19 protein-coding genes and 1 pseudogene are annotated in these 20,442 nt (G+C 63.7%); 7 read left to right on the forward strand and 13 right to left on the reverse strand.

Going from position 1 to position 20,442, the window contains the following annotated elements; genetic code table 11:
• Nucleotides 1-49 precede the first annotated feature (49 nt).
• From ACP2YP_RS01450 to ACP2YP_RS01460, 3 genes are all read right to left on the reverse strand, one after another.
• Complete coding sequence (locus ACP2YP_RS01450; RefSeq protein WP_426421884.1) at nucleotides 50-2,521, reverse strand: DNA translocase FtsK; 2,472 nt, start codon at nucleotides 2,519-2,521, stop codon at nucleotides 50-52.
• A gap of 9 nt (nucleotides 2,522-2,530) precedes the next feature.
• Entirely contained in the window at nucleotides 2,531-3,745 is a 1,215-nt protein-coding gene (locus ACP2YP_RS01455; protein WP_426421885.1) for an aminotransferase class I/II-fold pyridoxal phosphate-dependent enzyme, read from the reverse strand.
• Nucleotides 3,746-4,329: 584 nt separating this feature from the next.
• Nucleotides 4,330-6,096 carry a phosphatase PAP2 family protein gene (locus ACP2YP_RS01460; RefSeq protein ID WP_426421886.1) on the reverse strand — a complete coding sequence of 589 codons (1,767 nt, stop codon included), beginning with the start codon at nucleotides 6,094-6,096 and terminating at the stop codon, nucleotides 4,330-4,332.
• A gap of 25 nt (nucleotides 6,097-6,121) precedes the next feature.
• Here ACP2YP_RS01460 and ACP2YP_RS01465 point away from each other — a divergent pair, with 25 nt between their 5' ends.
• Nucleotides 6,122-6,328, forward strand: coding sequence for a hypothetical protein (locus ACP2YP_RS01465; RefSeq protein WP_426421887.1), 207 nt, complete (start codon nucleotides 6,122-6,124; stop codon nucleotides 6,326-6,328).
• Nucleotides 6,329-6,591: 263 nt separating this feature from the next.
• On the opposite strand, the gene ACP2YP_RS01470 is transcribed toward ACP2YP_RS01465, so the two are convergent.
• The 7 genes from ACP2YP_RS01470 to ACP2YP_RS01500 all read right to left on the reverse strand — a co-directional run bounded on the left by ACP2YP_RS01470 (nucleotide 6,592) and on the right by ACP2YP_RS01500 (nucleotide 11,872).
• Nucleotides 6,592-8,040 (reverse strand): ammonium transporter, encoded by a 1,449-nt coding sequence (locus ACP2YP_RS01470; protein WP_426421888.1) that lies wholly within the window; start codon nucleotides 8,038-8,040, stop codon nucleotides 6,592-6,594.
• A 38-nt stretch (nucleotides 8,041-8,078) separates the two neighbouring features.
• On the reverse strand, nucleotides 8,079-8,417 hold the full coding sequence (locus ACP2YP_RS01475; protein WP_426421889.1) for a P-II family nitrogen regulator: 339 nt from the start codon (nucleotides 8,415-8,417) through the stop codon (nucleotides 8,079-8,081).
• Between the two features lie 393 nt (nucleotides 8,418-8,810).
• Nucleotides 8,811-9,413, reverse strand: coding sequence for an ATP-dependent Clp protease proteolytic subunit (locus ACP2YP_RS01480; protein WP_038932646.1), 603 nt, complete (start codon nucleotides 9,411-9,413; stop codon nucleotides 8,811-8,813).
• Nucleotides 9,414-9,452: 39 nt separating this feature from the next.
• Complete coding sequence (locus tag ACP2YP_RS01485) at nucleotides 9,453-9,809, reverse strand: SRPBCC family protein (RefSeq protein ID WP_426421890.1); 357 nt, start codon at nucleotides 9,807-9,809, stop codon at nucleotides 9,453-9,455.
• Complete coding sequence (locus ACP2YP_RS01490; protein ID WP_426421891.1) at nucleotides 9,806-10,120, reverse strand: ArsR/SmtB family transcription factor; 315 nt, start codon at nucleotides 10,118-10,120, stop codon at nucleotides 9,806-9,808. The genes ACP2YP_RS01485 and ACP2YP_RS01490 overlap by 4 nt, the downstream gene beginning before the upstream one ends.
• Before the next feature lie 42 nt (nucleotides 10,121-10,162).
• Entirely contained in the window at nucleotides 10,163-11,464 is a 1,302-nt protein-coding gene (locus ACP2YP_RS01495; protein ID WP_426421892.1) for an ammonium transporter, read from the reverse strand.
• A gap of 69 nt (nucleotides 11,465-11,533) precedes the next feature.
• Nucleotides 11,534-11,872 (reverse strand): P-II family nitrogen regulator, encoded by a 339-nt coding sequence (locus tag ACP2YP_RS01500; RefSeq protein WP_008142802.1) that lies wholly within the window; start codon nucleotides 11,870-11,872, stop codon nucleotides 11,534-11,536.
• Nucleotides 11,873-12,106: 234 nt separating this feature from the next.
• Here ACP2YP_RS01500 and ACP2YP_RS01505 point away from each other — a divergent pair.
• A pseudogene (locus ACP2YP_RS01505) lies at nucleotides 12,107-12,986 on the forward strand (GYF domain-containing protein).
• A 4-nt stretch (nucleotides 12,987-12,990) separates the two neighbouring features.
• Here the strand turns inward: ACP2YP_RS01505 and tesB are convergent.
• Nucleotides 12,991-13,854, reverse strand: coding sequence for an acyl-CoA thioesterase II (tesB, locus tag ACP2YP_RS01510; RefSeq protein WP_426421893.1), 864 nt, complete (start codon nucleotides 13,852-13,854; stop codon nucleotides 12,991-12,993).
• Between the two features lie 201 nt (nucleotides 13,855-14,055).
• On the opposite strand from tesB, the gene ACP2YP_RS01515 reads away from it, so the two are divergent.
• Nucleotides 14,056-15,276: a ubiquinone biosynthesis hydroxylase gene (locus tag ACP2YP_RS01515; protein ID WP_426421894.1), complete on the forward strand. Its 1,221-nt coding sequence runs from the start codon at nucleotides 14,056-14,058 to the stop codon at nucleotides 15,274-15,276.
• 135 nt (nucleotides 15,277-15,411) lie between these two features.
• Here the strand turns inward: ACP2YP_RS01515 and ACP2YP_RS01520 are convergent, their stop codons facing one another.
• Both ACP2YP_RS01520 and ACP2YP_RS01525 read right to left on the reverse strand, forming a co-directional pair.
• Nucleotides 15,412-15,609 (reverse strand): Trm112 family protein, encoded by a 198-nt coding sequence (locus ACP2YP_RS01520; protein ID WP_007598651.1) that lies wholly within the window; start codon nucleotides 15,607-15,609, stop codon nucleotides 15,412-15,414.
• 61 nt (nucleotides 15,610-15,670) lie between these two features.
• Nucleotides 15,671-16,201 (reverse strand): TetR/AcrR family transcriptional regulator, encoded by a 531-nt coding sequence (locus ACP2YP_RS01525; protein WP_426421895.1) that lies wholly within the window; start codon nucleotides 16,199-16,201, stop codon nucleotides 15,671-15,673.
• Nucleotides 16,202-16,291: 90 nt separating this feature from the next.
• Between ACP2YP_RS01525 and ACP2YP_RS01530 the strand changes: the two genes are divergently transcribed.
• From ACP2YP_RS01530 to ACP2YP_RS01545, 4 genes are all read left to right on the forward strand, one after another.
• Nucleotides 16,292-16,642 (forward strand): hypothetical protein, encoded by a 351-nt coding sequence (locus ACP2YP_RS01530; protein WP_426421896.1) that lies wholly within the window; start codon nucleotides 16,292-16,294, stop codon nucleotides 16,640-16,642.
• 201 nt (nucleotides 16,643-16,843) lie between these two features.
• The gene (locus tag ACP2YP_RS01535; RefSeq protein ID WP_148777288.1) at nucleotides 16,844-17,122 is read left to right on the forward strand and encodes a PepSY domain-containing protein; all 279 of its coding nucleotides are present in this window, start codon (nucleotides 16,844-16,846) and stop codon (nucleotides 17,120-17,122) included.
• 33 nt (nucleotides 17,123-17,155) lie between these two features.
• Nucleotides 17,156-17,737: a cytochrome b/b6 domain-containing protein gene (locus ACP2YP_RS01540; RefSeq protein ID WP_426421897.1), complete on the forward strand. Its 582-nt coding sequence runs from the start codon at nucleotides 17,156-17,158 to the stop codon at nucleotides 17,735-17,737.
• Nucleotides 17,738-17,935: 198 nt separating this feature from the next.
• Nucleotides 17,936-20,434: an EAL domain-containing protein gene (locus ACP2YP_RS01545; RefSeq protein ID WP_426421898.1), complete on the forward strand. Its 2,499-nt coding sequence runs from the start codon at nucleotides 17,936-17,938 to the stop codon at nucleotides 20,432-20,434.
• Nucleotides 20,435-20,442: the final 8 nt, after the last annotated feature.

Raw genomic sequence — 20,442 nt, forward strand, 5'->3', positions numbered from 1 at the left:
AAAAGCAGATAACGATTTTGCGTGAAATAGGACTTTGAGGCGGCTCGCCTCACATATGGCTGTCTTCTTCCTCGACCAGAATCTCGCGCTTGCCGGCGTGATTGGCGGGTCCGACGATGCCTTCCAGTTCCATGCGCTCCATCAGCGATGCGGCGCGATTATAGCCGATCTGCAGACGGCGCTGGATGTAGCTCGTCGAGGCCTTGCGGTCGCGTTTGACGATGGCAACGGCCTGCTGGAACAGGTCGCCGCCGCCATCCCCGCCCATTCCGGTGGCGTCGAACACCGCACCGTCCTCGTCCTCGGTCGGCTCTTCGGCGGTGACGGCTTCGAGATATTCGGGCTGGCCCTGCGTCTTGAGGTGGCGCACCACCTTCTCGACTTCATCGTCCGAGGCGAAGGGGCCGTGCACGCGGCTGATGCGGCCGCCGCCGGCCATGTAGAGCATGTCGCCCTGGCCGAGCAGCTGCTCGGCGCCCATCTCGCCCAAAATCGTGCGGCTGTCGATCTTCGAAGTGACCTGGAAGGCGATGCGGGTCGGGAAGTTCGCCTTGATGGTGCCGGTGATGACGTCGACCGACGGACGCTGCGTCGCCAGGATCACATGCAAGCCGGCGGCGCGCGCCATCTGCGCGAGACGCTGAACGGCGCCTTCGATGTCCTTGCCGGCGACCATCATCAGGTCGGCCATTTCGTCGACGATGATGACGATGTAGGGCAGTGGATCGAGCGAGAGCTTTTCTTCCTCGTAGATCGCCTTGCCGGTTTCCTTGTCGAAGCCGGTGTGCACGGTGCGCGTCGGCTCTTCGCCCTTGGCTTTCAACTCGCCCAGGCGCGTGTTGTAACCGTCGATGTTGCGCACACCGAGCTTGGCCATGTTCTTGTAGCGCTCTTCCATCTCGCGCACGGCCCATTTCAACGCGACCACCGCCTTCTTCGGATCGGTCACGACGGGGGTGAGCAGATGGGGAATGCCGTCATAGACGGAGAGTTCGAGCATCTTCGGATCGACCATGATCAGCCGGCACTGGTCCGGGCGCAGCCGGTAGACCAGGCTCAGGATCATGGTGTTGATCGCGACCGACTTGCCGGAGCCGGTGGTACCGGCGATCAGCATGTGCGGCGTGCGCGCGAGGTCGATGATGACGGGATCGCCGCCGATGGTCTTGCCGAGGCAGAGCGGCAGCTTCGCGACGGTGTCGATGGTCTCCTTCGCGACCAGCAGCTCGCGCAGATAGACCTTTTCACGATGCGCGTTCGGCAGCTCGATGCCGATGGCATTGCGGCCGGGAACGACGGCGACGCGTGCCGACAGCGCGCTCATCGAACGCGCGATGTCGTCGGCAAGCCCGATCACGCGCGACGACTTGATGCCGGGAGCCGGTTCGAGCTCGTAGAGCGTGACGACCGGGCCAGGATTGGCTTTCACGATCTCGCCGCGAACGCCGAAATCCTGCAGCACGCCTTCGAGCGCGCGCGAGTTGGCTTCCAGCTCGGCCTTGCTGAGCGGCTGGCGATCGCCGGCCTTGGGCGCGGCCAGCACCGACACGGAGGGAAGCTCGAACTTAGCGGAGGATTTTTTGGAAGCGGCTTTCGGCGCGGCCTTCTTGCGCGGCGCGCGCGCGGGTGCCTCTTCCTTCTCCTCGTCCTCCTCTCCTTCCTCGTGCTCGTCCTCGTAATCTTCGTCCTCGGACTGCGGCGAGATCGAGGGCGCGGCACGGCCGCCGAGATTGGGTTCCTGCCGGCTGAACGATACTGCCTTGGTCTTCGATCCGCTCGAGACCAGCGAGCGGTAGGCCGCGCCGAACAGCCAGATCAGCCGCGCCTTGGTGCTCATCAGCGCGTGGAACAGCCAGCCCAGCGACACCGAGCCACGATCGCTCTCCTCGTCTTCGTCGAGCGGCTTGTCGTCGTCCTCGATCTCCGCGAGCTCTTCGTCATGCTCGCGTGCGCCAAGCCCGCAAGCGATCAGGAAGGTCGCAGCCAGCGCGACGAACAGGATGATTCCGAGCACCATGCGATAGATCGCGCCGGGCGGCCCGAAGATCACCGCGGGCGCACGCACCAGCGCATCGCCGACCACGCCGCCAAGCCCTGTCGGCAGCGGCCATGCGCCGCCATGCGGCCAGCAGCTGACAAAGCCCGCCGCGATCACGGTGCAGAGAATCCAGCAGCCGAGCCGCAGCGCCTCGCGGTCGAATGGGCGATGGGTCATCATGCGCCAGCCCCACACCGCGACGGTGAGGATCAGCATGATTGCGCCGAGGCCGAGGATCTGCATCGCGAGGTCAGCGCCGATGGCGCCGGCATAGCCGAGAATGTTGCGGATCGGCCGCGAGGTCGCGTGGCTGAGGCTCGGGTCCTGCACCGACCAGGTCATCAGCGCGGCGGACGCGGCGCCTGAGAGCGTGATCAGGCCGAGACCGGTGAGCTCGCGCATGCGCCGGCTCAGCACCTCGCGGATCGAGGGCGGCAGATGGCCGACCAGGGGAATCACACGTTCGATTGCCGACATGCTCATGGGCCCCGCCTAACCCAGAGTTTCGACCAGCCGGTGCAGCGCCTGCGCCGTGGTCTCACTATCCTGCACCAGCGCCAGGCGAATGTAGCCGGCACCGGGATTGAAGCCGTCGGGCTGACGCCGCGCCAGATACGAGCCGGGCACCACGCGCACGCCGGCTTCCTTGAAAAGCTTGAGGGTCACGGAGACATCGTCGCCGATCTCGGACGTATTGAGCCAGACGCAGAAGCCGGCGTCGGGCCGGCGATAGCCGTAACGATTGCCGATGATCTGGTCGGCGAGATCGAACTTGATCCGGTAGAGCCTGCGGTTCTCCTCGACATGCGCCTCGTCGCCATAGGCAACGGTCGCGACATGCTGGAGCGGCACCGGCACCTGCGGCGCCGCGATGTTGCGCAACTCCAGGAACATGCCGATGAGCTTCTTGTCGCCGGCAGCGAAGCCGACCCGCAGGCCCGGCAGGTTGGAGCGCTTCGACAGCGACTGGAACGCAACCACGCGGCTGAAATCGGGGCCCGCACATTCGAGCGCGCTACCCGGGGCTTCGCGGGTGTAGATCTCGGAGTAGCACTCGTCGCTGAGGATCACGAAGTTGTAGCGATCGGCGAGGCTCTTCAGGCGCGTGAGATAATCGCGCGACGCGACCGAGCCCTGCGGATTGGCGGGCGAGGCCAGATAGAACGCCACCGTGCGCGCGAGCGTCGCTTCGTCGATGGCATCGAGATCGGGCAGGAAGCCGTTTTCGACGGTGGTCGGCAGATAGACCGGCTCACAGGCCGCGGCGCCGGCGCCGGCACCATAGACCGGGTAGAACGGGTTCGGCATCAGGATGGCGGGCTTGCCGGGACGCGGGCCGACATAGCGCACTGCTGCGATCGCGGCGAGGAACAGCCCCTCCCGGCTGCCATTGAGGACGAGAATCTCGCTCTTGGGGTCGAGCGGTCGCGGCAGCCTGAAGCGCGACGACAACCAGGCGCTCGCTGCTTGGCGGAACGGCTCGGTGCCCTGGTTCATCGGGTAACGGCCGAAATCGGCGATGTGCTTGGCGAGCACCGGGCCGACGAAGTCAGGCACCGGATGCTGCGGTTCGCCGACGGCGAGCGAAATCAAGGGCTTGCCGGGCTGATGCGGCGCCAACAGCTCGTTCAGCCGGACGAAGGGCGAGCGTTCACTGTCGGAGCTTCCACCGGCTAGCGGCGCACGGGATGAAGCGGTCATAGCCATTCTGGGCGCCAGCACTCTTGGAACGGCCGGTCGCACCAAGGCGCCGGCGGGAAGCGGTTCAGTTCACCATAGATAGGGCGAGGTTAAGACGCGATTAACCATCGGCAGGCCGACCCGTCCAGAGCGGGAATAATGAGGCCGGATAACAACGGGATGGATGGCCATAGGGCGAAGCTGGTTCCTCCACCTCTCCCGCTTGCGGGAGAGGTCGGCGCTCAGCGCCGGGTGAGGGCTCTCTCCAGAAAGGGACTGTCCCGATGCTGCGACAACCCTCTCCCCTGCCCTCCCCCGCATGCGGGGAGGGAGCGCACCGTCATCATGGCTTCAGTGCGCCGGCAGCTTCTCGAACGTCGCCATGCCAGACGGGATCGCGTGGAACTCCTGCTTGTCGCAGGTAAAGATCGCCATCTGCGGATGGAACTGGGCTGGTTCGTCTAGCGTGCGCCGACCTTCAGGACCGCGGCCGGCAGTCACCTCGGCGCGCGGCTCGCGCCGGCTTTGCTCTGTTCCGAGAGCAGGTATCGCCTGCCCGGCCGGCACCGGGGGGTGCCGCGCCGGCGTTGTTCAGCGATCGCAAGATGGCATCAATGAGACGGCATCGTCGCCGCCCTGACGGCACGGAAGAACGGACCATAGCCATTGACGGCCGCATAGAGATTGAGACGGCCCCAACCATCCCAGGAGTTGCCGTCGAGCAGGGCGAAGCCGGACGGCAGCGCGGTGTCCCGCAGGATATCGAGGCGCTGCTGATCGGTGAGATAGGGGAAGCGCGTCAGCAGCAACACCTGCGCCTGCACCGGCACGTTCTCGGGCGCATGCGCCGCGTTGGCGAGAGCGAGCCCGTAGGTCATGCGATAGGTGTAACCCGCGGTGTCGTCGGGATCGAGATTGAAGTCCTCCTGCTCCCGGTCGCCACGATGGTCGTGGTCACCGCGATGGTCGTGGTCGGCGGCTGCGTGCATCCGCTCGATGCAGTTCTCCACATTGTTGGTGCCGCAGGACTGGGCCAGGTATTTCTGGGTCTGCGTGTGAGCCTGGTAGATCGCATAAGCGGCGGTGTTGGCGGGATTGGTCCAATCCAGCCGGTTGCCGTTCGCATCGTAGAGCGCGTTATAGATATTGGTGGCGACGATCGCTGTCGCTTCGATGCGTCCGCCGATCACGTCGAGCGGCGAATGCATGCCGGCAAGGATGCGGTTGTTGCCGAGGTCTGCGGCGCGCGCCAGCAGGCCCTGATATTGCTGGGGCACCAGGAAGGCGAGACCGAGCGCCTGATTGTAGGCAAGGTTGGTGTGACCGCTGACGAAGGCGCCGTCGGCATAAGGATTGGTGCCGTTGATGATCTGCCAGAGCTGTGTCGGAACGTTCACTCCAGCCGACAGCCGGTAGGGCCGCGGCGCGGTGCCGATACCCGGGACGTGATCGCCGACATTGAATGCCACGGGCGTGAAATTGCCCGACGCTTCGTAGGATCCGACATTGGGGGCCGTGATCGGCGTGCCGCCACCGGCGTCCACCATGGCTTGGGTCACGGTGAAACCTCGCACCCAGGTGAGGCTGTTTCCGTACGCGGCCGGAACAGGAAAATGACCGAAGTAGGAGGGAATCACAAACTGCGCGGTGTCGGGGGTGGTGAGGCCGGCCTTGTTGGTTACGGCGTTGTAGCTCGCGTAGCGCGGATCCAGCGGGCTGATCACGCCACCCGTGATGGAGGCCGGATTGGTCACGGGGCCGGTCGAGCCCATGTAGCGCTCGAACGTGCGTTTCGGCGGTTCGGTAGAGGCGTTGGCGCGGATGGTGTTGTTCAGGAAGTTCGCGGCGCCCGCCAGTGGCGTCGCGGTGCCGTCGCCGAAGCTCGTGAAGCCGATGGTAGCGCCGTTCAGGTAGTTGATGCCATGGGCGGTCGGCGCATAGTCGTCCAGCGTCGTGGCCACGTAGGAGGTCGGTGTCAGGCTCGTGGGCGCGGTACCCGAGGTGGAAGAACCAATTCCGGTCATGAAATAGGATGTCAGCACGCCGAGTCCGTTGAGGACGCTGTAGGGCTGCGCCGTGCGATCGTCATGGATCACCGCTAGGGTCTGCGCCGCCGTGCGATGGTGCGTCATCTCGATGACGGTCTCGATGTTGATGTCCATGACCCCCGCGCCCTGCCTCAGCTTCGGATTGGCGATCATCAGATGGGCATAGGAGTCCAGCAGGTTGACGATGGTGGACCCGACTGCAGCGCTGCTGTTGTTGGTGAAATTCACCGGTGGGGCGGTCGGAATGCTGCCGGCTTGCGCAGCGAACGGCAAAAGTGCGGCGCCAAGGGCCGCATATTTGAATGATTTCAAGAAAGCTGCAGACGACATTTCAAGACATCCCCGGAACCTGAGATTGCTGAACCAATCCGGCATCGCATTGGTGGGGACGTCTCATGATGTAATTTATGTGATGCTGACGCCGTCCCGAGCCGAGCCTTATCGGTCGATCTTTACAGTTATGGTATCGCCTTTGTTACAGATCGTCTTTGTTGTGATATCGCAGCGGCGGCCGGAAAGGCTTGCATTCGCTCGTTCCGCTTTTGGCCTGCCCAACCTGTGATCCAGTTTGATCTGGCGCGCGCCAGCCTCATTCGGCCGACGGCGTGCAGCGCCGGAGCGCGATGCAATTGAGATGACCTGTCATCGCGCGTGACAGTGCGTGCGTGGAAGCCGCCTGGCGTGTCCCGGAGAGCCGCCGATCAAAAAGAAAGGGGCTCCAACTTGCGCTGGAGCCCCTCAACGGTCGGGGCATTGCCGGGTATGTGCCCGAACCGTAGTTGTGGGCGCGATCCCCGAGGAGAGATCGCGCCCCGGGAGAAGTGGTTACATGTTGTAGGCGCGCTCGGTGTGCTCGGTGATGTCGAGGCCTTCACGCTCGCTCTCGACATTGGCGCGGAGGCCAACGATCACATCGACGACCTTGTAGAGGATCGCCGAACCGACGCCCGACCACACCAGCGTGGTGCAGACGGCTTCGAGCTGGGAGATCATCTGCGCGGTGAAGTCGTAATCGGCAACCTTGGGCGGGATCGCGGTGTAGTCGATGATGCCCGCACCACCGAGAGCCGGATTGACCAGGATGCCGGTGCCGAGGGCGCCGACGATGCCGCCGATGCAGTGCACGCCGAACACGTCGAGCGAGTCATCGTAGCCGAGCGCGTTCTTCACGACGGTGCAGAAGAACAGGCAGACCACGCCGACCACGAGACCGAGGACGATCGCACCCATCACGCCGGAGAAGCCGGCGGCGGGCGTGACGGCCACGAGGCCCGCGACAGCGCCGGAGATGACGCCGAGCACCGACGGGTGACCCTTGATGATCCACTCCGCGAACATCCACGACAGCGCGGCGGCTGCGGTGGCGACGAAGGAGTTGGTCATGGCAAGAGCGGCGCCGCCGTTGGCCTCTAGGTTGGAGCCGGCGTTGAAGCCGAACCAGCCGCACCAGAGCAGCGAGGCGCCGATCATCGACATGGTCAGCGAGTGCGGAGCCATCAGGTCCTTGCCGTAGCCGGTGCGCTTGCCGATCAAGAGAGCGCCGACGAGACCTGCGATGCCGGCGTTGATGTGCACCACGGTGCCGCCAGCGAAGTCGATCGCGCCCTTCTTGAAGATCCAGCCGGCGTCGGCGTTGATCTCGTCGAGCTTGGCCTGAGCCGCAGTCTTCGCTGCACCATCAGCCGCAGCAGCCAGAGCCTTGGCCGCATCTTGGATTGCGTCCGGGCCGGGCCAGTACCAGACCATGTGCGCGATCGGGAAGTAGATCAGCGTCACCCAGAGCGGGATGAACAGGGCTACCGCGGAGAACTTCATGCGCTCGGCGAAGGCGCCGACGATGAGGGCGGGCGTGATCGCCGCGAACGTCATCTGGAAGCACACATAGACGAGCTCCGAGATGTTGGCGTCGACCGAGAAGGTCGCGGCCTTCGAGTCGGTGGTGACGCCCATCATGAAGGCCTTGGAGAAGCCGCCGATGAAGTCGGAGCCGCCGGTGAAGGCGAGGCTGTAGCCGTACACGGCCCAGATCACGGTGACGACGCAGACGGTGTAGAACACCTGCATCAGGACCGAGAGCATGTTCTTGGAACGAACGAGGCCGCCGTAGAACAGCGCGAGACCCGGGATCGTCATCAACAGCACGAGCACTGTCGATGTCAGCATCCAGGCGTTATCTCCCTTGTTGACCGTTGGCTCGGCATAGGCTGCGGTCGCAGCGAACAGGCCGACTGCGAGAGCCGCCAATCCCGCGCCATAGGGACGCTTAAACGTCATTTCATTTACTCCTGATTGAATTTTGGTTGAGCGCGAAATCAAAGGGCCGCAGCGTCGGCCTCGCCGGTGCGGATGCGAACCGCATGGTCGAGGTTGATGACGAAGATCTTGCCGTCGCCGATCTGTCCGGTTTTCGCAGCCGTCGTGATGGCGTCGATGGTCTTGTCGACCTGCTCGGAGGCGACGGCGACTTCGATCTTGATCTTGGGCAGGAAGCTCACGGCATATTCGGCGCCGCGGTAGATTTCCGTATGGCCTTTCTGACGGCCATATCCCTTGACTTCCGTCACCGTGAGACCGTGAACGCCAATGGCGGTCAGGGCGTCACGGACTTCTTCCAGCTTGAATGGCTTGATAATCGCCATAACAATTTTCATGGGTCCTATCCCCGCTTGGGCCCGGTCCGGACGTGGCCGGGCGTTTCTCGACTGGTTCGCCACGAGGGAGAAGTTCACTACGCGGGCACAGCCGGGACCCTTAGAATCAAATGCCGTGCCAGAACGGGCGGTTTGCCTAACGGACTATGAAAACGGGGGTTTTCGCGTTTGACGGGTATTGCGGTGCAGTGCGCTATTACGTCGCGCTCAATCCATGGTCAGGCTTGATCAAAAAGCAGGCATGACAGGCTGCTGACACATTCGCTGCTCACGCGTCGGGCAACGCAGAGGTATTTTACTACAGAAGGCGCTGCCTGAAGGGCCTCGCCGCGCTGCGAAATATCGAAGCGGCTCGCGGCGTGCTCACGGGATACGCGCAACCGATCTCAACCATCAGGCGGCCTCGCGCTCCGCAAAGACCCGGTCGATCAATCCCCACTCGACCCCTTGCTGCGCGGTCATGAAGTGGTCGCGGTCCAGGGTCCGTTCCACCTCCGCCTCGGTGCGCCCGCAATGCTGGGCGTAGAGCCGGGTGATGCGCCGCTTGGTCTCCTGCATTTCGTTGGCGTGGATCAGGATGTCGGACGCCTGGCCCTGGAAGCCGCCGAGCGGCTGATGCACGTGAAGGCTGGCATTGGGCAGCGCGGCGCGGTGACCGGGCTCGCCCGCCATGAGCAGGAACGAGCCCATCGAGCGCGCGGTGCCCATGCACAGCGTATGAACCGGCGCCTTGATGAACTGCATGGTGTCGTACATGGCGAGCCCACTGGTGACCACGCCGCCATAGGAGTTGATGTAGAGATTGATCGGCCGGTTCGGATTCTCCGCCTCCAGGAACAGCAATTGTGCGCAGACCAGTCCGGACATCGCGTCATTGACTTCGCCGTTGAGGAAGATGATGCGCTCGCGCAGGAGCCGCGAGTAGATGTCGAAGGATCGTTCGCCGCGAGCCGATTGTTCGACAACCATAGGGACGAGCTGAAGCATGTCGCGCATCGGCGACCTCCATGTCTGCAGGTGATGAAGTCTTTTTTACTAGGCCGCCGCGCGCATCAGGCAGCAATTGCTGTTGGCCGGCTGGGGCAATTTCCCGAGGTCGTCGCAGGCTTGCTGGATGATGCGGAAGCGGGTGCCGCCGTCCTCGTTCGGCTCGATCCGGAAGATGACGTGGCTCTCGCGAAACGGCGGCTCTGAATCGCGAAGCCGGTAGCGTACCTCCTCGCCCGCGATCGTTGATTCCGGCTCGGCGCCCGCGAGGTCGCGATCCGGCAGCCAGCGCTCGCGCAAGGCCGGAATGGTCACGGCGCGCCAGACCTTTGCCGGCGGCGCATCGAATTCATATTCGAGCACCAGTTCTGCATCGGAGGGATCAGGCTTCGCGGCGTCGCTCATTGATCCATATCCTTCAAAAGATCGGCGAGTGCTTCCATGCGCCTCGGCCAGTAGGCGCGATAGCGCGCAAGCCATGTCCCGATGGCCACGATTCCGTCCGGGTCGACTTCGTAATTCACAAAGCGGCCCTGCCGCTGTTCGCGCACGAGGCCTGCCGCGCGCAGCACCGAAAGATGCTGCGACATCGCCGGCTGGCTGATCTCCAGACCGTCGCGCAAGGCGCTGGCGTTCAGGCTTCCGCCAGCGAGCTTCTCAAAGACTTTGCGGCGCGTCGGGTCGGCCAGCGCCTTGAAGATATCGGCTTCGATCATGCCAACACATAAGCACGTACTTATGTGTTGCGCAAGCCCCGATTACTGAAGCGCTTCGCCGTGCTGCGAGATATCGAGCCCCTCGAGCTCGTGCTCGCGCGACACGCGCAAGGGCACGAACAGACCGACCAGCTTGAGCAGGACAAAGCTCACGCCCGCCGACCAGACGAAGGTGACGGCGACGCCGTAAAGCTGGATCAGCAATTGTTGCGGATGGCCCTCGAGCAGGCCGGCCGTGCCGCCGATCGCACTGGTTGCGAACACGCCGGCAAGCAGCGTGCCGGTCAGTCCGCCAATGCCGTGGACGCCGAACACGTCGAGCGAATCGTCGTAATTGAAACGGTGCTTCAGCCAGGTGCAGGCCCAGTAGCAAATCCCGCCTGCGGCGATGCCGATGACGATGCCGTGCCACGGTGCGACGAAGCCGGACGCCGGCGTGATGGTGCCGAGGCCGGCGACCGCGCCCGAGATCATGCCGAGCACGGAAGGCTTGCGCCGTGTCGACCATTCGATCGCGCCCCAGGTCAGCGCGCCGGAGCAGGCCGCAAGATGCGTCGCGATGATCGCCATCACCGCGCGCGAATTGGCCGCGCCCGCCGAGCCACCATTGAAGCCAAACCAGCCGACCCACAACAGGCCGGTGCCCATCACCGCAAGTGAGAGATCGAACGGCGACAGATTTTCAGTGCCGTAGCCGTGGCGGCGTCCCATCACCTTGGCGGCGACGAGGCCGCCAGTGCCGGCCGACAGATGCACGACGAGACCGCCGGCGAAATCCAGCACGCCCATGCTGGCGAGGAAGCCGCCGCCCCAGACCCAATGCGCCAGAGGAATGTAGACGAAGATGAACCAGGCGACGGAAAACAAGAGATAGGCGGAGAACCGCATCCGGTCGGCGACCGAGCCCGCGACCAGCGCCACCGTGATGATCGCAAACGTCATCTGGTACAGCATGAACAGCGCTTCCGGGATCGTCTTCGCCGCCGGGTTGACGCTGTCCATGGTCATGCCGGCGAGGAACCAGCGGTCGAGCGAACCGATCCACGGGCCGTCGCCGACGAAGCACAGCGAATAGCCGAACGCGACCCAGAGAATGGAGATGATCGTCACCGCGGCAAGGCTCTGCGCCATGGTCGCGAGCACGTTCTTCTTGCGCACCATGCCGGAATAGAACAGTGCAAGCCCCGGGATCGTCATCATCAGCACCAGCGCGGTGGCGACGATCATCCAGGCGGTGTCGGCGGTGTTGATCTCGCCCGTCGCGGCGCGCGCCGGCGCGGCCATGACCAAAGCGAATCCGATCGGCGCAGCCATAGCAGCTGCGCGGCGCAACAATCCCGCCATGTCATTTCCCCCGGCATAGTGATGGCGTCGCACGCGTGGCGTCGTTGCCTGCTGCGATCGAAAGATGTGTTAGAGCGCGTCGCTGTCGGTCTCGCCGGTGCGGATGCGCAGCGCGTGGTCGATCGGCGTGACGAAGATCTTGCCGTCGCCGATCTGCCCGGTGCGGGCGGTCGCGGTGATCACGGCTACCGCCTTGTCGGCGACGTCGGAGGCGACCGCGATCTCGATCCGCAGCTTCGGCAGGAAGTTCACGACATATTCCGCACCACGATAGATCTCGGTATGACCCTTCTGGCGGCCGTAGCCCTTCACCTCGGTCACGGTCATGCCGTGGACGCCGATCGCCGTCAGGGCCTGACGGACCTCATCGAGCTTGAAAGGTTTGATGATCGCGACGACGAGTTTCATGGTCAGGCCTATTCCCCGGGATGCGCCGCGCCGAATGTCCCCGGCGCTGCGTCAATCTGGCATCTTTCCGGGCAAATGGCACAAAAAACTTGCAGATTGAAGCGGAAAAACGTTTGGCCATGTGAACGGCCGCCTCTGTACAGGGCAACCGTTCATCCTTCACAATGCATTTTGGGCATGGATGCGGTGAACCCGCACCTGTCGAGCGGTACATAAGTATTTGGGGGGCGCGTCATGGCGAGTTGGTTCTACGCATCCGAGGGCAGACAGCAGGGGCCCTATCCGGAGGGGCAATTCCGAGACCTGATCGCCCAGGGCGTCGTGCGCGGCGATACGCTGGTGTGGTCCGAGGGTATGGCCGGCTGGCAGAAGGCCGCCGAAATTCCCGGTCTGATCGGCGGCGGCGGTGCGCCGCCGATGATGATGCCGGTGGGCGGCGGCCCGCCGGTGATGGCCTCCGGCGGTCACGGCGGCGGAGTGCTGTCGATCGATTTCGGCATCCTGGAGTTCACCTGGCGCACCCTCGCGTTCCTGATCGGCTCCATTTTTGTCATACCGGTGCCGTGGCTCCTGGTCTGGTACACGAAATGGATCATGTCCTGTGTGCGCGTCCCGGGCCGTCCGAATATCAGCTTCACCGGCAACGCGATGACCATTGTGCCCTGGTATTTCGGGGCCATCGTTCTCGCGATTGCCGTCGCGATGATCGGCATATCCTGGCTCAACAACCTGATGGGCCTGGTCGAGATTGCCCTGTACTGGCTTTTCATCAGATGGATCGTGGCGAAACATCGCCTCCAACGGACAGCCGCTTGGCCTGAGCTTCTCGGGTACGCCCTGGGCCTTTCTTGGCTGGAACATTCTGCTGGTGCTTTCGGTCATCACCATCATCGGCTGGGCGTGGGTCTATGTTGCGCAGATCCGCTGGTTCTGCCGCAACATCCAGGGCACGCGGCACGAGATCGTCTTCAATGGCACCGGCCTGCAGTTTCTCTGGCGCGCGCTCGTGACCGCGATCCTCTGCAGCTTCATCATCCCCATCCCGTGGATGTATCGCTGGATGATGGAGTGGCTGGCGTCGCAGACCGAACTCGTGTCGCGTAGATCCGCCTAAGCGATCAGCTTCTCCGCTCGCGCACGGAGCCTTCCTGCGCGACAGAGGCGACCAGCGTGCCGTCGGGCTTGAAGATCGAGCCGCGGGTCAAGCCGCGGCCGCCTTGCGCGCTCGGCGAATCCTGCGCGTAGAGCAGCCATTCGTCGGCGCGGAACGGGCGGTGAAACCACATCGCGTGGTCGAGGCTCGCCGGCATCATGCGCTTGTCGAACAGCGTGCGGCCATAGCGCGCCATGATGGCGTCGAGCAGCGAGAAGTCCGACGCATAGGCGAGCGCGCACATGTGCAGTGCCGGATCGTCCGGCAGCGTCGCCGCCGTCCTGATCCAGACATGGATGCGGCCGTCCTCGATCCTCTCGCCGAAATAACGGCCGAGCTCGACCGGACGCAGCTCGATCGGCCGATCGGACTCGTAGTAGCGGCGAATGAACTCCGGCATCTCGCGGAACATCGGCTGCTTCGCGACTTCCTCCGCCGTGAGCTTTTCCGGCGGCGGCACCTCAGGCATTTTCTCCTGGTGGTCGAACGCGCTCTCCTCCTCGGCATGGAACGACACCATGATGGAGAAGATCGCATTGCCATGCTGGATCGCAGTGACGCGGCGGGTCGAATAGCTCTTGCCGTCGCGCAGGCGCTCGACCTGGTAGATGATCGGGATCTGCGGATCGCCCGGCAGGATGAAATAGCAATGCAGCGAATGCGGCAGACGGCCCTCGACGGTGCGGCAGGCCGCCACCATCGCCTGTCCGATCACCTGCCCGCCGAACACCCGCTGCCAGCTCGTCTTCGGGCTGTTGCCGCGGAACAAGTTCACCTCGAGCTGCTCGAGGTCGAGGATCGAAATCAGGTCGATCAGGCTTTTGGACATGGTGGTGCTTCCTGGTGCCTTGTCATTCCGGGGCGCACGCAGTGCGAACCCGGAATCTCGAGCTGATAACCTCTGGATTCCGGGTTCGTGCGTTGCGCGCCCCGGAATGACCGAAAGAGGCCGTTCCGCCCTTGTTTCACCGCACTGTTTCGCCCACCTCAAGTCTGCTAGCAAGACCAAGAATTGGCCGGGAATTTGGATATGTCGGTACAGGGTAGCATTGTCATTGGCGGCGGCGCGTTTGCGGGCCTGGCGCTCGCACTGGCGCTGCGCCAGGGGCTGGGACCTGAGATTCCCGTCATCGTCGCCGATCCCGCGCTCGCCACACGGCCGAGCCGCGATCCCCGCGCGACCGCGATCGTCGCGGCCTGCCGCCGCCTGTTCGAGGCGCTCGGCGCCTGGGACGATGTCAAGGCTGATGCCCAGCCGATCCTCGACATGGTCGTCACCGATTCCAAGCTCGAGGACGCCACGCGTCCGGCGTTTCTGAATTTCGCCGGCGATGTCGCGCCGGGCGAGCCCTTTGCGCATATGGTCGAGAACCGCCGCCTGATCGATGCGCTGGTTGTCCGCGCCGAAGCTGAAGGCATCGATCTCCGCGCCACCATTGTTGCATCCTACGACGCAAGCGCCGATGGCATAGATGTGACGCTCGGCGATGGCAGCAAGATTGCCGCGAGCCTGTTGGTCGCGGCCGATGGTGCGAAGTCAAAGCTGCGCGAGCGCGCCGGCATCGCCACCCACGGCTGGGAATACGATCAATCCGGCATCGTCGTCACCGTCGGCCACGAGCGCGATCACGAAGGCCGCGCCGAAGAGCATTTCTTGCCGGCGGGTCCGTTTGCGATTCTGCCACTTACCGGCAAGCGGTCGTCGCTGGTGTGGACCGAGCGCCGCGCAGAGGCCGCGCGCATCATCGGCTTGAGCGAAGAAGAATTTCACGGCGAGCTCGAGCAGCGCTTTGGCCTGCATCTCGGCGAGGTGAAGGCGCTCGACACGCCGCGTGCATTCCCGCTGTCCTATTTCGTGGCGCGCTCCTTCGTCGCCGAGCGCCTCGCGCTGGTCGGCGATTCCGCCCACGTCATCCATCCCATCGCCGGACAGGGCCTCAACATGGGGCTGAAGGATGTCGCCGCATTGGCCGAGGTCGTGGTCGATGCCGCGCGGCTCGGCATGGATCTCGGCGGCGCCGATGTGCTCGAGCGCTATCAGCGCTGGCGCCGTTTCGACACCATGGCGATGGGCGTTGCCACCAACTCGCTGAACTTCCTGTTCTCGAACCAGTCGACCTTGCTGCGCACCATGCGCGACATCGGCCTCGGCATCGTCGACCGCACCCCGCCGTTGAAGAATCTCTTCATCCGCCAGGCCGCGGGTCTGACGGGTGAGATCCCGAAGCTGTTGAAGGGCGAGGCGTTGTAGCGATTGCGCCAACCTTAGCTCCTCATCCTGAGGAGCGCGCTTGCGCGCGTCTCGAAGGATGAAGGCCGAGGTGAGATATTCGGGCTTTCATGGTTCGAGACGGTGCTGTCGCGCCTCCTCACCATGAGGGATAGATCAATCGATCTTGCGCGCCTCTTCCGGCAGCATGATCGGGATGCCATCGCGGATCGGATAAGCGAGTTTTGCGCTGCGCGAGATCAGCTCCTGCTTGGCGGAATCGAATTCCAGCGGGCCCTTGGTCAGCGGGCAGACCAAAATCTCCAGCAATTTGGGATCGACGCTGGCTTCGGGGCGTTCGGTGGGCGCGTTCATCGTGGTCTCCGGCGATCGGCTGCCTGTAGCATAGAAAATGGCGGCCGCCCATCGCGGTCCGCTAGGGCGCCACCATCTTCTGGATCTCGTCGAGCAGGCCCTGGAGCCGCGCGGGCGGCACCGGCGAGCCCGACAGCGCGAAACCGAGGAATGTCCAGTACAGGATCTGCGCGCGCGCCTGCGCGCTTGCCGCGGAGAGTCCGCGTCGTTGCAGCAGCGCCTCGATATAATCGAGCCTGCGGCGGTCGATGGCGCGGACGGCCGCTTGCGCGCCCGGATCGAACGCCGCCCAGTTGCGCACCGCGCGCTCCAGATCGAGCCGGGCGCCAAAGGTCCTGCGCAGCAGCGCCGTCAGCGGCTCGTCGTTGTCGGCCTCGACACCGGCGATGACCTCTTCGGCCGCGATCTCGCGCCAGCGTTTCAGGATGGCGGCATGGAACGCGCCGAGATCGGTAAAATGCCAGTAAAAGCTGCCGCGGGAGACGCCCATGGCTTTTGCCAATGGGTCGGCCTTCAGCGCGGTAAAGCCGCTCCTGGTGAGCGCCTTGATGCCCTGGCTGATCCAGTCGTCGGCGGAAAGCTGGTCGGTCATGTCGGGTCTCGAAATCGGACCATACACTAGTGTATTGACAGGCCGTTGGCCAGCGTCTATCCCACCATACATAGATGTATGGAGGACTCGATGCGTGATCTCTTGCTCCAGTGCGCCGGAATCCTCGCCATCGTGGTGGCGCTCATCCATGGCATCCTCGGTGAGACCAAGGTCTTTCCCCGCGCCACCATTGAGCCGGAACGGCTCCGCACCCTGATCCGCCTGGTCTGGCAGGCCTCGACCGTCGCCTGGATCGGCTGCGGTGTGCTCCTGATCGCGACGCCCTGGATGGATTCGGCGTTGGCGCGCCGCTGGATTGTCATCACCATGATCTGCGTGTTCGGCTTCTCCGCTTTCGCCAATGCCTGGGCGACGCGTGGCCGGCATTTTGGCTGGATGGCGCTGAGCGTGGTTGTGGCGATGGCGGTGGCCGGCTACTGAGGGCCGACGGAAATTGCGCGCCATCGAATCCGTGAGGTGTAAGGCCGCAGCGCGCCGCAAAACATGCGCTGCATGCGGACCGCGCCGATGTCTTGGCGACCGTTAGAATATCTCTAAGCGCGCAGGAACCCCGATTGACTTCACCCTCTCCTTTGCTTCCTTCGGGCGCGCTTCGCGCACACGACAGAGGAGGAGACATTCGTGAGAGTCATTCGTGTTCTTGCCATAGCACTGACGGTCGGGATCGGCATGGGGTCGACGGCGATGGCCGACGGTTTCAAGAACTGCACCAAGCTCGACAAGGCGTCGTGGAAGCCGGCGGGCGATGCTGAAGCCAAGGCCAAGGCGGCCGGCTACGAGGTACGGCGCTCCAAGATCGAAGGTTCGTGCTATGAGGTCTACGGCGTCAAGGAAGGTAAGCTCTACGAGCTGTTCTACAGCCCGGAGGACCTCAGCCTGAAGCACACGATCGCCAAGTAAGGTCTTGAGTCAAAGTTCGAGGATGGTCCGGGCTTGAACGACAAAGCGCTGCGAGAGACGCGCGGGGTGTCCGACCGGACTCCCGCGGACCGGACGGTCGCAGTCTGGGACCTGCCGCTGCGCCTCTGGCACTGGGCCCTCGCGGCCAGCGTCCTGGCCGCGTGGTTCACGCCCACCGTCTATGACAGCCTTCACCGCATCGTCGGCTATGCCGTCCTCGGGCTTTTGGCCTTCCGCCTGATCTTAGGATTTTGGGGCAGCGGCTATTCGCGCTTTCGCATGATCGGCGTCAGGCTTCGTGCCGCGCCCTTCTATCTCTGGAATCTGCGCCGCGGCATCGCCGGCCGCTATATCGGGCTCAATCCCGCCGGCACCTTGATGATGGTGGCGCTGCTCGTGGCCCTCGCCGTCTCAACCATCACGGGCGCGTTGTCGGTGACCGTCACCTTCTTCGGCGTCTGGTGGATCGAGGACACCCACACCTACGCATCGGACGCCGTCATCGTCCTGGCTGTGCTGCACATCGTCGGCGTGGTCGGGATGAGCATGCTTCAGCGCGAGAACCTGATCCGCGCGATGATCACCGGCCGCAAGCGCATCCGCGGTCACTCCTAAGGCCTGAAAAATTTGGGGGTGCGCAACGTAGTTCTACGGGAATCGAACCTCATCTGCGGCACAGATTACCGCGCGAGGCGCATTTGTCGAGGTGGCGTTTACCTCATGATAGGCATGCAACCGAGAATTGCGAAAGATTAACATGCCAAAAGTGCAATCGGATCATCGTCAAGAATATTGACGAGGGAGCGATTGCGAATGTTCCGCGTTTTTACCTGTCTAACGGCAGAGCATGATTGGCGGCTTGTCATGCTCGCTGGCCTGGTTTGCTTCGCTGCGAGCATTGTCGCCGTCAGCATCTTTCATCGCGCGCTCGTGTCGCGGTCGAGGACGCGCCTGATCTGGATTGCGATCGCAGGCGCCGCCATCGGCTACGGGATCTGGGCGACGCATTTTGTCGCAATGCTTGCCTACGAGCCCGGCGTCTCGACCGGCTACGGCATCGTTCTGACGGCGCTGTCGCTGGCCGTGGCGATGATTCTGACGTCGGTCGGCTTTGGCGTTGCCGTCAGCAATTCCGGCCGGTCGCGCGCGGCTGCCGGCGGCGGCATTATCGGCGCCGGCATCGCCAGCATGCACTATCTCGGCATGTGGGCCCTCGAAGTGCCAGGTCACGTGACCTGGTCGCTGGAGCTGGTATTCGTCTCGATCGCTCTCGGCACGGCCCTGGGCTATGCGGCCCTCGCGGTCGCCCTCGGCCACAAGGGCAAGTGGGGGACTCTCGCCGCTGCGCTGCTGCTGACGCTCGCCATCGTATCGCATCATTTCACCGCCATGGGGGCCGTGCAGATCGTTCCAGACCCGACGCTGAACAACGATGCGCTGTCGCTTTCTCCCGCCTTCCTCGCGGTAGCAATTGCGGGTGTGGCTCTCTCGGTGCTCGGGATGAGCCTCGTCGGTGTGCTGGCGGACCGGCACCTTGCGATGAGAACCAGCAAATTCGAAGAAATCATCAGGGAGCTTTCGCTCGCAAGGCAGCAGGTCGAGGATTCGCAAAAGGAACTCCAGGACCAGACACTCAGGCTGGATACGGCCATCAACAACATGGTCGAGGCACTCTGCATGTTCGACGCCGAGAAGCGACTTGTCGTCTGTAACGAGCGTTATGCCCAACTCTATCGGCTGCCGCCGGAACTGCTGAGGACGGGGACGCTGCACACCGACATCATCAAGCATCGCGTCGTGAACGGCATCCTCAAGGGTGACACGAGCGAGGGCGCCGCCGGGCAATTCATTTCGAAATTGGCCGCGTTGCCGTTCAACGCAGTCTCGAGCAGAATCGACGAGCTTGCGGACGGCCGGTTGATCTGCGTGACGCGACAACCAATGGCCGGCGGCGGGTGGGTGGCAACCCATCTCGATGTCACCGAGCAACGCCGGTCCGAGGCCAAGATCATTCACATGGCGCAGCACGATGCGTTGACCGATCTGCCAAATCGTGTGCTGCTCAGAGAGCGGATGGAGCATGCCATTGCGGTTACGCGCAATGGCGGCCTCGATCTGGCCGTGCTCATGCTCGATCTCGATCGCTTCAAGGAAGTCAACGACACGTTGGGACATCCGGCCGGCGATTCCCTGTTGCGCGCCGTGGCTGCGCGTTTGCGCGAATGCACCACGGAAACCGCGTTGATCGCCCGGCTGGGCGGCGACGAGTTCGCGGTGATCGACTACGTGACCAACCCGGCCGTGGAGGCCGCCGCCCTCGCCGAGAAGATCAGGAAGGCGCTTTGCGACCCCTTCGATCTCGGCGATCACCGGGTCACAGTGGGCACCAGCATCGGCATTGCCATCGCGCCGCGCGATGGCGACGATTCCGACGTGCTCATGAAGGGCGCGGATCTCGCTCTCTACTCGGCCAAGAGCGGCGGACGCGGTGCATTTCGTTTCTTCGAGCCGGAACTCGACAAGCTCATGCACGCGCGACGCAATCTGGAGCGCGACATGCGGGATGCGCTGTCCGGCGGTGAATTCGAGCTCCACTACCAGCCATTCGTCGATGCCGCGACCGGCGAGATCCGCGGCTTCGAGTCGCTGCTACGCTGGCACCACCCGAAGCGTGGTCTGGTCATGCCCGGTGACTTCATCCCGCTTGCGGAGGAGACCGGCCTGATCGTGCCTTTGGGAGAATGGGTCCTGAGGACCGCATGTAGCGAAGCCGCCAAATGGCCCGCCCATCTCAGGATCGCGATCAACCTGTCTCCCGCTCAATTCCGCAGCAAGGAGCTTGTCCAGGTCGTTATCGGCGCACTGGCGAGTTCGGGCATTGCGCCGCACAGGCTCGAGCTCGAAGTCACCGAGACGGTCATCATGCACGACAGCGAAGCCGTATTCGCAGCACTGGGGCAACTGCGCGAGCTCGGTGTCCGAATCGCGCTCGACGATTTCGGCACCGGCTATTCGTCGCTGAGCTTTCTGCAAAGGTTCCCGTTCGACAAAATCAAGATCGACCGCAGCTTCGTCAATGAGTTGTCCAATGCGAGGGAAGAGGCGCGCCATCTCGCGCGAGCCGTGGTTCGTTTCGCGGTCAGTCTCGGCAAGACGACGACCGCCGAAGGCGTCGAAACCAAGGAGCAGCTGGACATTCTCCGTGAAGAGGGATGCATCGAAACCCAGGGCTACTATTTCAGCCGGCCGATGCCTGCATCCAGCTTCGCGAAAATGCTGCGACCTGCCAAGGCAGCCGTTCGCGCGGCGTGAGCGTTCAA

The organism is Bradyrhizobium genosp. A, assembly GCF_049949275.1.
In the GTDB taxonomy this organism is placed as follows: Bacteria; Pseudomonadota; Alphaproteobacteria; order Rhizobiales; family Xanthobacteraceae; genus Bradyrhizobium.

What these genes read in the sequence shown, in the direction of transcription:
- ACP2YP_RS01545 (WP_426421898.1), top strand. Translation starts at nt 17,936, where the DNA reads ATGTTCCGCGTTTTTACCTGTCTAACGGCAGAGCATGATTGGCGGCTT.
- ACP2YP_RS01455 (WP_426421885.1), bottom strand. Translation starts at nt 3,745, where the DNA reads ATGGCTATGACCGCTTCATCCCGTGCGCCGCTAGCCGGTGGAAGCTCC.
- ACP2YP_RS01495 (WP_426421892.1), bottom strand. Translation starts at nt 11,464, where the DNA reads ATGGCGGGATTGTTGCGCCGCGCAGCTGCTATGGCTGCGCCGATCGGA.
- ACP2YP_RS01470 (WP_426421888.1), bottom strand. Translation starts at nt 8,040, where the DNA reads ATGACGTTTAAGCGTCCCTATGGCGCGGGATTGGCGGCTCTCGCAGTC.
- ACP2YP_RS01480 (WP_038932646.1), bottom strand. Translation starts at nt 9,413, where the DNA reads ATGCGCGACATGCTTCAGCTCGTCCCTATGGTTGTCGAACAATCGGCT.
- ACP2YP_RS01475 (WP_426421889.1), bottom strand. Translation starts at nt 8,417, where the DNA reads ATGAAAATTGTTATGGCGATTATCAAGCCATTCAAGCTGGAAGAAGTC.
- ACP2YP_RS01500 (WP_008142802.1), bottom strand. Translation starts at nt 11,872, where the DNA reads ATGAAACTCGTCGTCGCGATCATCAAACCTTTCAAGCTCGATGAGGTC.
- ACP2YP_RS01530 (WP_426421896.1), top strand. Translation starts at nt 16,292, where the DNA reads ATGCGTGATCTCTTGCTCCAGTGCGCCGGAATCCTCGCCATCGTGGTG.
- ACP2YP_RS01525 (WP_426421895.1), bottom strand. Translation starts at nt 16,201, where the DNA reads ATGACCGACCAGCTTTCCGCCGACGACTGGATCAGCCAGGGCATCAAG.
- ACP2YP_RS01485 (WP_426421890.1), bottom strand. Translation starts at nt 9,809, where the DNA reads ATGAGCGACGCCGCGAAGCCTGATCCCTCCGATGCAGAACTGGTGCTC.
- ACP2YP_RS01450 (WP_426421884.1), bottom strand. Translation starts at nt 2,521, where the DNA reads ATGAGCATGTCGGCAATCGAACGTGTGATTCCCCTGGTCGGCCATCTG.
- ACP2YP_RS01460 (WP_426421886.1), bottom strand. Translation starts at nt 6,096, where the DNA reads ATGTCGTCTGCAGCTTTCTTGAAATCATTCAAATATGCGGCCCTTGGC.
- ACP2YP_RS01515 (WP_426421894.1), top strand. Translation starts at nt 14,056, where the DNA reads ATGTCGGTACAGGGTAGCATTGTCATTGGCGGCGGCGCGTTTGCGGGC.
- tesB (WP_426421893.1), bottom strand. Translation starts at nt 13,854, where the DNA reads ATGTCCAAAAGCCTGATCGACCTGATTTCGATCCTCGACCTCGAGCAG.
- ACP2YP_RS01490 (WP_426421891.1), bottom strand. Translation starts at nt 10,120, where the DNA reads ATGATCGAAGCCGATATCTTCAAGGCGCTGGCCGACCCGACGCGCCGC.
- ACP2YP_RS01520 (WP_007598651.1), bottom strand. Translation starts at nt 15,609, where the DNA reads ATGAACGCGCCCACCGAACGCCCCGAAGCCAGCGTCGATCCCAAATTG.